The organism is Phaeobacter porticola (genome assembly GCF_001888185.1).
GTDB classification, from domain to species: Bacteria; Pseudomonadota; Alphaproteobacteria; order Rhodobacterales; family Rhodobacteraceae; genus Phaeobacter; species Phaeobacter porticola.
Genome location: NZ_CP016365.1, coordinates 204,218 through 218,458, shown reverse-complemented (window position 1 = coordinate 218,458; position 14,241 = coordinate 204,218). Strand labels below are relative to the sequence as shown.

General features: G+C 59.1%; 11 protein-coding genes. 5 read left to right on the top strand and 6 right to left on the bottom strand.

The annotated features are described in order from the left end of the window. Positions 1–87: 87 nt before the first annotated feature. From PhaeoP97_RS18500 to PhaeoP97_RS18485, 4 genes are read right to left on the bottom strand one after another with little or no spacing between them, the layout of a single operon-like run. Positions 88–864, bottom strand: coding sequence for an ABC transporter permease (locus tag PhaeoP97_RS18500; RefSeq protein WP_072506714.1), 777 nt, complete (start codon positions 862–864; stop codon positions 88–90). Then, a complete protein-coding gene (locus tag PhaeoP97_RS18495; RefSeq protein WP_072506713.1) occupies positions 861–1,613 on the bottom strand; it encodes an ABC transporter permease in 753 nt (250 codons plus the stop codon). Before PhaeoP97_RS18495 ends, PhaeoP97_RS18500 begins: the two co-directional genes overlap by 4 nt. Positions 1,614–1,622: 9 nt before the next feature. After that, entirely contained in the window at positions 1,623–2,402 is a 780-nt protein-coding gene (locus tag PhaeoP97_RS18490) for a transporter substrate-binding domain-containing protein (RefSeq protein ID WP_072506712.1), read from the bottom strand. A 49-nt stretch (positions 2,403–2,451) separates the two neighbouring features. Continuing rightward, complete coding sequence (locus PhaeoP97_RS18485) at positions 2,452–3,237, bottom strand: ABC transporter ATP-binding protein (protein ID WP_072506738.1); 786 nt, start codon at positions 3,235–3,237, stop codon at positions 2,452–2,454. 163 nt (positions 3,238–3,400) lie between these two features. Between PhaeoP97_RS18485 and PhaeoP97_RS18480 the strand changes: the two genes are divergently transcribed. From PhaeoP97_RS18480 to tviB, 5 genes are all read left to right on the top strand, one after another. Further along, positions 3,401–4,048 carry a TetR/AcrR family transcriptional regulator gene (locus PhaeoP97_RS18480; RefSeq protein ID WP_072506711.1) on the top strand — a complete coding sequence of 216 codons (648 nt, stop codon included), beginning with the start codon at positions 3,401–3,403 and terminating at the stop codon, positions 4,046–4,048. After that, positions 4,045–5,232, top strand: coding sequence for a pyridoxal phosphate-dependent aminotransferase (locus PhaeoP97_RS18475; protein WP_072506710.1), 1,188 nt, complete (start codon positions 4,045–4,047; stop codon positions 5,230–5,232). Before PhaeoP97_RS18480 ends, PhaeoP97_RS18475 begins: the two co-directional genes overlap by 4 nt. Continuing rightward, positions 5,229–6,890: a 5-guanidino-2-oxopentanoate decarboxylase gene (locus PhaeoP97_RS18470; protein ID WP_072506709.1), complete on the top strand. Its 1,662-nt coding sequence runs from the start codon at positions 5,229–5,231 to the stop codon at positions 6,888–6,890. Before PhaeoP97_RS18475 ends, PhaeoP97_RS18470 begins: the two co-directional genes overlap by 4 nt. A gap of 2 nt (positions 6,891–6,892) precedes the next feature. Next, a complete protein-coding gene (locus tag PhaeoP97_RS18465; protein WP_072506708.1) occupies positions 6,893–7,675 on the top strand; it encodes a dimethylarginine dimethylaminohydrolase family protein in 783 nt (260 codons plus the stop codon). Between the two features lie 123 nt (positions 7,676–7,798). Beyond that, a complete protein-coding gene (tviB, locus tag PhaeoP97_RS18460) occupies positions 7,799–9,070 on the top strand; it encodes a Vi polysaccharide biosynthesis UDP-N-acetylglucosamine C-6 dehydrogenase TviB (protein ID WP_072506737.1) in 1,272 nt (423 codons plus the stop codon). A 4-nt stretch (positions 9,071–9,074) separates the two neighbouring features. Here tviB and PhaeoP97_RS18455 read toward each other — a convergent pair whose 3' ends face one another. After that, the gene (locus tag PhaeoP97_RS18455) at positions 9,075–9,995 is read right to left on the bottom strand and encodes a MurR/RpiR family transcriptional regulator (RefSeq protein WP_072506707.1); all 921 of its coding nucleotides are present in this window, start codon (positions 9,993–9,995) and stop codon (positions 9,075–9,077) included. A 98-nt stretch (positions 9,996–10,093) separates the two neighbouring features. Next, the gene (locus tag PhaeoP97_RS18450) at positions 10,094–13,954 is read right to left on the bottom strand and encodes a PEP/pyruvate-binding domain-containing protein (RefSeq protein ID WP_237029049.1); all 3,861 of its coding nucleotides are present in this window, start codon (positions 13,952–13,954) and stop codon (positions 10,094–10,096) included. Positions 13,955–14,241 lie beyond the last annotated feature (287 nt).

Below are 14,241 nucleotides of genomic sequence, written 5' to 3'. Positions count from 1 at the left end.
TGCGATAGCTTGACGGGACTGCGCGCATGAAGAAGCCCCCAGAGCAATGCTTGGGGGCTATGGTCGGACCCGAGGTGTGCACCACGCTTAGCGGCGGTTGGGAACCTGATTTTCAAACCTGCGAAAGGCCAGCGTGATCAAACCAGCAATCACCATGTAAACGAGCGCGAGCAGCAGAAGCGGTTCATAGACGATGAAAGTATCAGAACGCACCCGCGAAGAGACCGCATAGATGTCCAATACCGTAATCGTAGCAACAAGTGGTGTTGCCTTCAGCTGTAGGATGGTTTCGCCGCCAAGTGTCGGCAGCACGTTGCGCACGGCCTGTGGCAGCCAGATACGGCGGAACATTGTGGCCCGGGGCATCCCGTAAGCTTTTGCAGCCTCCAGCTGACCCTTGGCCACACCTGAGAAAGCTCCACGCATTACTTCGCCCTCATAGCCTGCGTAGGAGAGTGTGAGCGCCAGCACCGCGTAAGGCCAGGCCTGGCGCAAATAGGGCCATAGCTCGCTAGAGCGGATCCAGGGGAACTGTGGAAACAGCGAGCCTAGCCCGTAGTAAAGCAGCCAGATCTGTAACAACAACGGTGTGCCGCGGATGACCGTACAGAACACCCGTGCGGGCACAGAGAGATACCAAGGGCCGACAGCCTGAGCGAGGCCCAGAGGTACCGCCAAGGCGAACCCGAGGATGGTTGTAACGATAAGGATCCAAATGGTTGTCCATAACCCCTCGAGCGCGAGGGGTGCATAGGTTGGTATCCAATCCCAGCGCATCGTGAGCGCACACCAGGCAATCAGGCCCAAGAACAGCGCCAGCAATACTATGCGATGCGGCTGCATGAGAGGTTTCAGAAGGTTCATTGTCTTCCCTCCCGCAGTGAGGGCTGGCCGCGACGTGCCCAACGTTCGACCCAACCAAAGATTACGCCGGAAAACAGGGTCACGATCAGATAGAGCGCTCCGGCGGCGAGGAAGAACGTGAAATAGGCGCGCGTACTGCTCGCGGCCTGCCGGGTTTCCAATGTCAGCTCAGCAAAGCCGACAATGGCCAACAGCGCCGTGTCCTTGGTGGCGATCAGCCACAGATTGGCCAGACCCGGCGTCGCAAAACTCATCATTGCGGGGATGGTCACCCGGCGCATGGTCATGAACGGCGGCATCCCGTATGAGCGCGCCGCCTCAATTTGACCGGGGGGCACCGCCTTGATGGCACCGCGCAGCACTTCGGTGGCATAGGCGCCCTGAACGATGCCCAAAACCCAGATGCCCGCGACCACGCCGCTGATTTCAACCCGGCCATACCCAAGGCTGGCGGAAACCTTGTTGATGAGATCGGTGCCGACATAATAGAGGATCAGGATCAGCACCAGTTCGGGAACGGCGCGTATCACAGTCGTGTAAATGGCGAGCAGATCGCGAAGAATCGGCCCGCCATAGAGTTTTCCGTAGGCCCCGAAAAGCCCGATGATCAGCCCCATGCCAAAGGCCCCAAGGGCAATCTGGAGCGAATTGGCGAGGCCCCGCAACAGGTTGCCCCCCCATCCCGGCGGCGAGAGCGACAACAGCTGCGCGCTCTCGGCCAGACCAAACAGGTCGAGGAGTCCGGTCACGATATGTCCTTACTCGGAGTAGATGCTGGTCGTGAAATACTTCGAGGTGATCTCGGCATGGGTGCCGTCGGCCAGGATTGCCGCGATCCCCTTGTTGAGCGCTGCCAGAACATCGCTGTCGCCCTTGCGCACACCAGCGCCGACACCTTTGCCGAGGATCGCCTCGTCATTGGCGACAGCCCCTTTGATCTCGCAGCAACCGCCCGCATCGGAGCCGACAAAGTCAGCCATGGCGATGCTGTCGGCCTGGGTGGCGTCGATGCGACCAGCAAAGAGATCCTGATTGGCCTCATCCTGAGTCTGATAGACGCGAAGCTCGGAATCTTTGAAGTGTTCCTGCGCATAGGCTTGGTGGATGGTGGAGGCCTGAATGCCGACAACTTTGCCTGCAAGAGACTCCGGTGTCGGTTCAATGTTCATCGACTTATCTGCCACAATCACCGCCGGGGTGTTGTAGTAGGGATCCGAGAAATCAATGGTTTTCAACCGTTCTTCGGTGATCGACATGGAGGCCATGATGGCGTCGATCTGCTGGCCGGTCAACGAGGGGATAATGCCGTCCCAAGCCACAGGTGTGACAACGCAATCCAACTCAGCCGCGGCGCAGACGGCATTGATCACGTCGATCTCCCAGCCAACCCACTGACCGGAGGAATCCAGCGAGGCGAAGGGCGGGTAGGGTTCTGCGGCCACACCGATCTTGACCGGCTCTGCTTGGGCAATTGCACCGGTAGCTGCAAGAACAGCCGACGCCAGAAACGCTTTTTTCAGATTTGATTTCATAGTCATAGATGTCTCCCTATTATGCTTTAGTATTTTTTGATTGTCGTTCTGTAGGTCACGCGACCGAGCTGAGGAATTGTTTCAGACGCTCTGATTTTGGACTGCCAAAGACCTCAGACGGCGGACCTTGTTCTTCGATCCGTCCCTCAAAAAGATAGACAACATGGTTGGCGACCTCGCGGGCAAACTTCATCTCATGGGTGACCAGCAACATAGTGCGCCCCTCGGCCGCAAGATCACGGATAACGGTTAGGACCTCCCCCACCAATTCGGGATCAAGCGCTGAGGTTGGTTCATCAAACAGCATCACACTGGGATCCACGGCCAGCGCCCGAGCAATTGCAGCCCTCTGTTGCTGACCGCCGGAGAGGAAGGCCGGAAAGGCATCGGCCTTGTCGCCGAGGCCCACGCGGGCCAGCAGCTCATGCGCACGGTGGATCGCTTCGGAACGGGGCACCTTCAGCACATGAACCGGCACCTCGATGACATTTTCTAACAAGGTGCGGTGGGTCCAGAGGTTGAACTGTTGAAACACCATCGCGAGACGGGTGCGGATGCGTTCGATCTGGCGACGGTCGGCGGGACTGCCATCCGGGCGCATCGCCACGGGTTCACCTGCGATGACGATTTCGCCTGAGTTGGGTGTCTCCAGGAAGTTGATGCAGCGCAGCATGGTGGATTTGCCGGAGCCGCTGCCGCCAATGATGGCCACCACATCGCCCTGTTTCGCGGTGAGGGATACACCCTTCAGCACCTCAAGAGGGCCAAAGGATTTGTGCAGATCAGTTACGCGGATCGCCTCTTCGTGGGTGACATGTCGGTTGGCGGCATCGGGTGCCATATGCACGGGCGCGGGGCCTGTCTGATGCAGGGCAGGGTCTGCGGCAGCCGGATCGGGCATTTTCTGTTGTCCTCATATTTCGGCTTGTAGTAAGGCTGACTTGGAGTAATTATGCAAGTGTATAATTACTAACTCCGTAACTGCCCAGCCCATTGGAGACCCCGTGTCAGGTGAACGCAGAAAATTTAAGCGCGCAACGGCAGAGGAGCGCAGAGAGGCGTTGATCACTGCAACGCTGGCGCTCGTGGCCGAAAAAGGCGTACGCGGTGCCACTGTGCGTGACATTGCCGACCGCGCTGATGTGACCCAAGGGCTGATCCGGCACTATTTCTCCTCTAAGGAAGAGCTGATGACCGCCGCGTATGAGCACCACATGGTGTTCATCAGTGACCTGACCTTTGCCCCCGTGGCAGGCATGGAGGGTGATGCGCATCGCCGTTTGGCTGGGTTTGTTGAGGCTTCGCTGAGCCCGCCGGTCGTGGAGCCAACGGCGGTGGCGCTATGGGCTGGGTTTTTGAACAAGGTGCAGCAGGACCCGCAGATGCGGCAGATCCACCAACGCACTTATGACTATTTCCGTGACAAGCTGGCCGAGTTGATCGCAGCGGCTCTGGCGGAGGTTGGCCGCCCTGTTGATCCGGCGCGGCTGCATCATTTGGCGGTGGCTTGTAACGCGGTGATTGACGGTCTCTGGATGGAGGGCGGCGCTTTGCCAGAGGCATTTGAAGAGGGCGAATTGCCTGCCATTGGATTGGAATCCGTGGGTGCAATTCTGGGAATGAACTTGCAGCAAAAGGCGGAACAGCCATGAGAATGACCGATGTAACCAAGCGGCTGGCGGGGCTTGGCGGTGCCAAGTGGGAGGTTCATTTGGCGGCACGCGACATGATCGCAGCGGGGGCTGATATCATCGAGATGACGATTGGCGAACCCGATGTGCCGCCGCCCGCCGAGCTGATGCAAACCGCAACCACAGCTATGCTGTCCGGGCGTACCGGGTATTCCGACGGGCGCGGCGAAGCGAACCTACGCAAGACGCTTGCGGCGCGTTACAGTGTGAGCACCGGACGCCCCATCGGGCCGGAAAACGTGCTGTGCTTTCCGGGCACACAGACTGCGCTGTATGCGGTGCTGTTGGGGGTCGCCGAGCACGGGGACGAGGTGTTGGTGGGCGATCCGATGTACGCCACCTATGAAGGCGTGATCCGGGCAAGTGGCGCCGACATGGTGCCGGTGCCGCTGCGGCCCGAGCATGGGTTTCGGATGCAGGCAGATGATATCGCAGAGAAAATCACGCCCCGCAGTCGCGCGATCCTGCTGACCACGCCGCATAACCCCACCGGGTCAATCCTGACAGTGGAGGATCTCGACGCCATCGGCCGGCTGGCGGAGGTTCACGACCTGTGGATCATCTCGGATGAGGTCTATGAGCAGCTGGTGTTTGATGCGGCGGAATTTGTGTCGCCACTGGCGCGCGCTGCCTTTGCCGAGCGGGTGATTGTGGTTTCTTCAATTTCCAAATCGCACGCGGCGCCGGGGTTCCGCAGCGGCTGGTGCATTGCCAGTGCTGCGTTTTGTGAGGGGCTGTTGCCGTTGTCTGAAACCATGCTGTTTGGTAACCAGCCGTTCATTGCGGATATGACGGAACAGGCGGTGCGTGAGGGGTCATCGGTTGCGGCAGGCATGCGCGGGCGTTTTGCCGCACGGGCCGCCAAACTGGTGGCACGGTTGCACCATGACACCGGACTGCGGGTTCATAGCCCTGAAGCAGGGATGTTTGCGATGATTGACGTCTCGGCCACCGGGATGGATGGCGACGCTTATGCGCAGGACCTATTGCATGGCGCGGGTGTTGCGGTGATGCCGGGGTCATCTTTTGGCGAGAGTCTGCGCAATTGGGTCCGGGTGGCGCTAACCATCGACGATGATGGCTTTGATTGTGCGCTGACACGCATTGCTGATCATGCCAATCGCAGATCGGCGGAGGTCGCATGAGCGCGGATGGTCGCAACCCAGTCCCGCAAACTGTCGGCGAGGCACTGGTCAAAGCGCTGGCTGCGCGGGGCGTGCGCCATGTCTTTGGCATTCCGGGTGTACATACGGTCGAGCTCTATCGCGGCTTGGCACAATCAGAGCTACGTCATATTACCCCGCGTCACGAACAGGGGGCTGGGTTCATGGCGGATGGCTATGCTCGGGTATCCGGTCGGCCGGGAGTGGCGTTTGTGATCACCGGGCCAGGGGTGACAAACACGCTGACGCCAATGGCACAGGCGCGTGCGGATTCGGTCCCCGTGTTGGTTATTTCCGGTGTGAATAGCAGCGGCTCGTTGGGGCGTGGGCTTGGCCATCTGCACGAGTTGCCCGATCAACACGCGCTAATGCAGCAGGTGGCGTTGGTGTCGGAACATGTGGCAGTACCTGAGGAATTGGACGCGGCGCTGGACCGGGCCTTTGCGCCGATAGATGGCAGCACCATCGCGCGCCCCGGCCCGACCCATGTGCAGATTCCGCTTGATATTGCGGGGCAGACCGTGGCGGATACGGTGCCGTTGGCACAGGTCCCGTCCCAATTGCTCAGAGACAGCGTTACCCCAGCAGATCTAACGGAGGTCAAACGCCGCCTGCGCGAAGCGAAGCGACCCGTGATCCTGGCCGGTGGTGGATGCAGGCATAGCGCTGCGGGTCTGCGGCAATTGGCCGAACAGCTGGGCGCCCCGGTTGTGCAGACCGTAAATGCCCGTGGTGTGCTGTTTGATCATCCATTGTCGGTGCCTGCGAGCCCTAGCCTGGCCGCAGTTAGAGAGCTGGTGCAGGAGGCGGACCTGGTGCTGGCCCTTGGCACAGAGCTTGGGCCGACAGATTATGATATGTATGCTACCGCAGAGATGATGCAGATGCCGGGTTTGATCCGTGTTGACCTTTGCGCGACGCAGCTGGGGCGGCACCGAGCAGAACTGGCGATCCATGCGGATGTTGCCGATCTGCTGGCGGGCCTGCTTGCGGATCTGACCACTGTCAGCGCCGTCATGCCGGGGTGGGGGGCGGATCGTGCTGCGACGGCGCGTGCGGACGCTTGGGCTGAAATTGGCCCGGACTACCGCGCGCAAGTGACGGTGCTGAATGCCCTGCGCGATGCGGCACCTGATGCGGTCATCGTGGGCGATTCCGCTCAGCCGATTTATGCAGGCAATCTCTATTACGATCACGACCGGCCCGGTGGCTGGTTTAACGCCGCTACAGGCTATGGCGCGCTTGGCTATGGTATTCCTGCCGCCATTGGGGCTGCGGTTGCGGTACCGAATGCGCGGGTCATTTGCATCGTTGGTGACGGAGGCGCGCAGTTTTCTCTGCCAGAAATCATGACCGCCGTGGATGAGGCTTTGCCGATTACTTTTGTGGTTTGGAACAACCACGGCTATCAGGAAATTGCCCGTTCGATGCAGGATGTTGGCGTGCCGGTGGTCGGTTGTGACCCGACGCCACCGAATTTTGCGGCCACGGCGCTGTCCTTTGGGATCTCGCACCGGGCTATAACTGCCGATCCGCAAGAGGCCGCAGTTGCGATGACGGACGCCCTTAAATTCGCGGGGCCGAGCATGATTGAAATCACCACTCCGAAATTCGTGCCAACATCGGCGACAAAGGATTGACCATGACCAACCCCACCTATGAATTCACCCGCGCCATCACCCGCCGCCCGGCATCCAGTATCACGAATGGGCTGCGCGCCGAGGACATCGGCACCCCCGATCTGGACAAGATGCTGGCCGCTCATGCGGATTATGTCGCCGCGTTGAAAAGCACTGGCGCCGAGGTGATTGAACTGCCATCGCTAGAAGCGTTTCCCGATGCGGTCTTTGTTGAAGATACGGCGCTGTGCCTGCCTAAGGGTGCGGTGCTAATGCGTCCCGGCGCGCCGTCGCGTCTGGGTGAGGTGGCAGAAATGGCGCCAATCCTACGCCAGTGCTACGACGATGTGCGCGAGATCACCGGCCCCGGCTTTATCGAAGGGGGCGATATTCTGGTGACCGATCGCGAAATCTTGGTGGGGCGTTCGGCCCGAACCGATGCGGCGGGTGTTGCTGAACTGGCCGAGATTGTGTCTGACTGGGGCCACAGCCTGCGCGAGGTCTTCACACCCGAAGGGGTTTTGCATTTCAAAACAGACTGTTCGTTGATGGATGGCGAGACCATTCTGGCGACCAAACGACTGGATGCGTCAGGCTGTTTCGAAGGCTACCGGGTCTTGCATGTCGCCGAGGGCGAAGAGGCCGCAGCCAACGCTATTCGCTACAACAATCTTGTGCTGATGGCCGCAGATTTCCCACGCACCGCTGATTTGCTGGACCGCGAAGGATTTGAAGTGGTTCAGATCAGCAATACAGAATGCGCCAAGCTGGATGGCGGCATGTCCTGCCTGTCTCTGCGGTTCTGAGGTCGCTCTAAGAAGATGATCTTTCCGGGTTTCCGGGGGGATCGACCCGCGCATGGTTGAAACTTGGTTCCTGCGCCCCTTATGAAAGACAATCGGGCAGTCAGGGATCATTGGGGCAGCGGTATGAGCAGGACAGAACAGATTTGCGTGATCGGGCTTGGCTATGTTGGGTTGCCGCTGGCCGTTGAGTTCGGCAAATCCCGTCCGGTGGTGGGATTTGACATCAGCAACGAACGGATTGCGGCGCTTGCCGCTGGTCAGGATAACACCCGCGAGATCAGTGCCGATGCGTTGGCGTCCGCGTCGCAATTGACGCTGACCACTGACCCGGCGGATATCGCCGATAGCACAATCTTTATCGTCACGGTGCCAACCCCGATCGACGACAGCCGCCGACCGGATCTGACGCCTCTGCTGCGCGCCTCCGAAACGGTTGGACGAGTTCTGAAGCCCGGCGATCTGGTGATCTATGAATCGACGGTCTATCCCGGCGCCACCGAAGAAGATTGCGTGCCTGTATTGGAACGGTTGTCCGGTCTGACCTTCAACCGTGATTTCTATGCCGGCTATAGCCCTGAGCGGATCAACCCCGGCGATAAGACGCGCCGCCTGCCGGATATCGTCAAGGTGACCTCCGGGTCTACGCCGGAGACAGCGGAGCGGGTCGACGCGCTTTACCGTGAGATAGTGGCGGCGGGCACGCACAAGGCTGAGAGCATTCGCGTGGCCGAAGCAGCCAAAGTGATTGAGAACAGCCAGCGCGATATCAACATCGCGCTGATCAATGAGCTGGCGAAAATCTTCAACCGCATGGATATTGATACCGAGTCGGTGTTGCGGGCGGCAGGGACAAAGTGGAATTTCCTCAACTTTCGCCCCGGTCTGGTTGGCGGGCACTGTATTGGCGTTGATCCCTACTATCTGACACATAAAGCCGAACAGCTGGGCTATCACCCGGAGATCCTGCTGGCGGGGCGGCGGTTGAACGACGGGATGGGGGCCTATGTCGCCAGCCAAATGGTTAAAGCGATGCTGGCACGTAAAATGAACATGGCGGATGCGCGTGTCCTGGTGATGGGGCTGACGTTCAAGGAAAACTGCCCCGATCTACGCAATACGCGGGTCATTGATGTGGTGCGTTGCCTAGAGGAATTTGGCCTGGCGGTGGATGTGCATGATCCCCACGCCGATCCGGAAGAGGCACAGCAGGAATATGGTGTTGATCTGGTCGCGGATCCCGTTACCGGTGCGTATGACGGCGTATTGTTGGCCGTCGCCCATCAGGAATTTCGTGATATGGGGGCGGATCAGATCCGTGCGTTGGGGTGCCCCGGTGCGTTGCTATATGATTTGAAGTACGTGTTGACGCCGGCGCAGTCCGATCTGCGGCTTTGATCATCTAGCTACGCTCAGATTTCGGTAGTTTTGGCAACTTACCGCCACGCCAATAGGCGCCGGTATCCTCGCGCAGGAATTCGTAGCTGCGGATGCGATCTTGTGCTTTGCTGCCGCCTGCATCAACCAGATGTGTCAGCAGGCAATCAAGCACCACCATCGCGCCGCCGTAACCGCCAAAGGGATGTAGCGCATTGTCGGCCACCTGAAGCAGGTGGTCGGGTTGCAAACCCGGTGCAATCACCTCGCTGTCCGAAATCAGCACCAGTTTGGCCCCCTTGCTACGCGCCAGCCGCAGCGCCTGCAGCGTTTCTGAAGAATAGGGGGCAAATGTCATGGCGATTAGGCAATCATCTGGGGTGATTTCCATCAGCTCGTCGACGGCGGTGCCCATGTGGCGAGGGACCAGATCCAAGCTGGGCAGGGCCATGCGCCCCACATAGTGAAAGTAATATGCAAGCGCATAGCTGGCGCGGGTCGCCGTCACATAGCAGCGCCTTGCAGAGGTGAGTGTGCCGACAATCTCGGCGGTGCGGGCTGGGGTCATCAACCGCAGGGAGCGGGCCACGATATTGACTTCGTTTCGGGCAATTCTGCCGTGCCGGGCTGTGTCTTCTTTTGCGTCCAGTCGGTCCAGCCAATCAAGGCCTAGCCCACCTTCGCGACTGGTGGTCAGCGCGGCGCGAAAGGGCGCGCGCAGGGTTTCGAACCCGTCAAATCCCAAATGAATGGCCAGCCGCACGAGAGTGTTCGCACTGACCCCGGCCTTGGTGGCAGAAACACGGATCGGGTCCAGCCCAAAGTCGCCGGGGTTGTCGATGACATATTTGGCTGCCCCTGAGAGGGCAGGGGGCAGCGCGTCGATCTGCTCTTTTAAGCGGTTGAGCAGGTGATGGGTCTGTTTGGGGTCAAGATGCGGGTCCATCGGCTGAGTTCAGACCACATGTACGAAAAAATGCAAGACAGAACATTTGTTTCCCTGCCCCCGCCGGTGATCCGGCAGAGACAGGGCACCCTTATGCCTTAGGCGGAGACCACTCTGAGACCCGGTGCTTCTGCCGTGGTGATGGAGCCGTCGTCCCCGACGGTAATCTGTTCTCCACGGGCCAGTTGATCCAGACCCTTGCATGCGACCAGCATCAGGATGTCCTTTTCGCGGGCAACAATGGCCATATGGCTGAGCCAGCCACCAACCTCGCTCAGGACGGCACCAGAGCGCTGCACATAGGGCAGCCATGCGGGGTTGATCATGCGGCAGGCCAGGATGTCGCCGTCTTGAAACCCGTCAAAGACCTCCGGCCCGATGGCGGTTTCATCCTCGACCCAGAAAATCCGTGCAGTGACAGTACCGCTGCCCGCGACACAGGTGCCGCCAAGACTGCCACCTCCAGACCCAGCCTGAGCCCCCAGCGACAGCAATTCGCAATCACGCAAGGTCAGAGTGACATTGGTCGGGGCAGACGCCTTGCGCAGATCTTCATGCGCTTTGTTGGTCTCAGCCTTGATCTTCATCAGGGCAGGTTGCTCCCAATTGCCCAACAGGACATCGTCCATAGTGAGGTAGAATACCAGGTCGTCCAGCCCGGTCTGCGCCGCCAGCGCCAGAAGCGCACGGCGCAGTTCGGCCAGAACCCGTAGGGCCTCGTGCTTGGCCTGTTCCTTTAGGTCCTGATAAGCGATTGCCAGATCAAGAGTTTCGCGCAGGTCATCCGGTAGGTTCGCAGGGGTAGCCGCGCTGCCGGTGATTGGCGCGACCGAGCTGTGGAGCAGAGAAGACAACAGGCTTGGGGCCTCTGAATAACGGGGGGTCGAGAGCTCATAGTCGAAGATGGAGCGATGACCCATCATGGCTTGCGCCTGTGCATCCGCTGCGGGACCAGTGCAGGCGGACAGCAGGCTACAAGGCGCATGAGGCAATTCGGCGTGCATCAAATGTGCACGCAGGGTTGGATCGCCAGCGGCAGCGGCGCTCGCTTCGCCCATTGTGAAGCCTGCGATGATATTCACCTTCTCAGCCTCAACATAGATGTCGGTGACAAAGAGATCACGCAGGGTTGTGATCGCCTCCAACTGTTTGGCGCGGGGCAGGGCCGCATAGTCAACGGCCTGCCAGAAGGCGAGCTGATCAGTGAGAGCCGCCAGAACCTCCTCGCGGAATTGGGTGATCATCGGCCGCGCCTGCTTGCGCAGCTGTTTCGCCTTGGATGTTGTCAGCTTCAGCGTCATCTGATCTTTGAGGCCAACATCAACATAAGTTTTACCAAAAAGATTCACCAGGTGACCTGCACGACCTTCAGGCAGGTTGTACGGCACGGCGAGCGCACGGCAGGCCAAATCGACGCTGCCGCCGGGCGCCCAAAGGCTGCCCATCAGAGAGAACGATATCGGTGTGGGGCGCGGTAGCACTTCGGACATCTCGTCCTGTTCCAATAGGGGTTGGTCGGGATCCGCGTCTTTGTAGTGGTCCAGGACACCACGCCATTCCGCCAGCCGCGCACGCTCAATCTCGGACCCGAGCGCCAGCGTCGTGATGTCGCGACTCTGAACGATCTGGAATTGGCCGTCGGCATAGGCCCATTCAACATCCTGCGGGCACCCAAAAGTCTCCTCAATCTGTTTGCCAAGCGTGAGGAGGGGCGCAAGATCCAGCGTGTCGTCCTGATCTTCCTCTCCAGGGAGGCCGGAATAGCGGCCAAAGCGCAGAGACGTCGGGGTGACCCGGCCTGAAACGAGGTCGTCGCCACAGCCTTCGACCCATTCGACCATCACCATACCAGGTGCCATGGGATCCTGGGTAAACAGAACGCCTGCGTAGTCGGCCTGCACCATTTCCTGCACCACGATATTACCCTGATCGCGGCTGTCGCCCGCATCAGAATAGCTTGCGGCACGCTCAGAAGAGAAACTGGTCACCACCTCGTCCAGCGCCGCGCGCATGGTGTCGGCAGTGACGTCCAGAACGGATTCAAATACTCCGGCAAAGCTCTGATCTGCGCCGTCCTCATTGCTCGCAGAGGAGCGCACAGCGACGGGTTTGCCACCGGCCAGTTTGAAGACACGCGCCGCAAAAGTGTCCTTTTGCCCGTCGGACATGGCGCGATAGTCCTGAATGGCGTCAGAGCGCACGATGACGCCACCTGGCACTGGCAGGCCTGCGTTTTTCAAGATCGATAGGCGCAGCGCTTTGTTGCCGGCATCCGAGAGCTCCTCGGTATAGCCCATCGGGATCACGCCGTGTGGCAGCTTGGCCAGCGCGCGTTTGTGCACCCGTAACGATAGGCTTTCTGCCAGTTTGCTATGCATCCCAGTGACATAGGCGCGCTGAACCAGCAATAGCGACAGGCTGAAGCAAAGATAGGCATTTGCGGCTCCGGAGAGGCCAAAGACCATTGCAAAGAGTGCAGGCACACCAAGCAACATCCACAACAGTGCTTGTCGGCGCGTCTTGGCCACCGCCCAGAGCAAGTAGATAGCTGCCAGCGCAGTGAACACCATGGGCATGATGAACAGCGGATCTGGCAGGCCAAGATCTGTCATCCACAAGAACGGCGTTTGCAGGCTGGTGCTGGCCTCCTGTGCGGCAGAAACCCCCAGCATCATCACCGGCAGGAACAATAGCGCGGTGAGGTTCTTCATGGGCGTTAACCCCTTGTCGGCATAAAAGGCCTGCACCGCGCGCGCCTTGCGCACCGGATCATCAGCAAGCCTGTCTTTCAGGGCTTTCATCTCGTCGGCGGTGTTATTGGTGGTGATCTGATCCCGTTCAGATTTCAGTGCAACTGGCAGGATCAGAATTCTGGTGACCAGAGACAGCACAAAAAGGCCCAGCAGGATATGGCTGTGTGCGTGCACCCAAAGCAGCGCAGCTGCCAATGCGGTGATCGCTTTGTCCCAAAGACCACTTTGTTGATCTGCCAGCCAGGCCTGAACATGTGGTTTGGGTTTGGGGGCGATAAAATACTCCCAAGGCAGCGTATAACGTCCCCGGAAATCAAAGCCCTTTTGTGCCAATTCCAGCCCCAGTACCTGGCTCATGAAGCAGCTGCGACGGTCATAGCAGGCCGCGATCGTTGGTTTGGTCGGGTCCAGTTCACTGATGCGCTGCATCAAATCTGCGGTGGTCATCTTGCGGATCGGAATATTGACCGCATCGGGCAGATGGCCGGCGTCAAAGTCACCAGGATACCGTGTGTCCACGATTTGCAGATCTTCAGAATTTGTCAGCTCAGTAAAGTCAGCAGTACTGAGCAACACATCCCGGCCTGGATAGTCAGGGATGGCCCGCAGGTCCGAGAGCGTCTTGACGTCTTTGTCTGAAAAATCACGCCCCTCGACGATCCATTTTTCGATACCGCCTGCGATAAAGCTGCAGTCGATACCCATTGCTGCCAGTTTGGCGCAGGTTTCAGAACTCCGGTTGCCGTTATGACAGAAGAGAACAACTTTCTGTCCCGGCTGTACTGGACGGCTTTGAAGAAAGTCGGGAAAGCGGATGTGGGTCGAACCGGGCAGGGACCCCATAGCGTTTTCTCCGGTCTCACGGATATCGTAGAACAGTGTTTCGCCATCTTCTAGCGCAGCAGCTGCGTCAACAGTCGACATCGCAAGCGGGTGGTCCGACTGGCGTGTGAAGCTGGTCTCTTTCAGTGTTGCATCTTTGATCTTGGTGCCGGCAAACTGCGCGGGGCGAACCAATGTGGCTTGCAGACGGGATTGTTCAGCAGCTTGCTGGCTGCTGTATTGCCAGTAGTTCGACAGGGCGAGCATTGATGCCACTAAAACAAGTCCGGCGATTAACCGCACGGGATAGCGTTTCGTCTGTGCGCCTTTTTTCGGCTGAAAACCCAGTTTGGCTGCCACAACGGCGCCAAGGCCCGAGACCATGGCGATTCCAACGGCAAGCACCTGCGACAGGGACGAGACCGACCCAATCACCAGTTCTGGCGATGGGATCGCCCAGGCCGTGGCGGGGACACCCCCTGACGTCAATATGACCGCGAACAGAAGGCGGGAGAGGGGTGAGCGGGAACGAGTGCGGTTTGCTATCACGAGAGGTCCTGTCGGGGCGGTGCCCGATCTTCAAATTTTCGATGAATTTTATAAAAGAGCGCTGAAATCGTTACTGAAAGGTTAATATTGCTGTCATGCTTTAGGGTGAGTCATAAAATTAT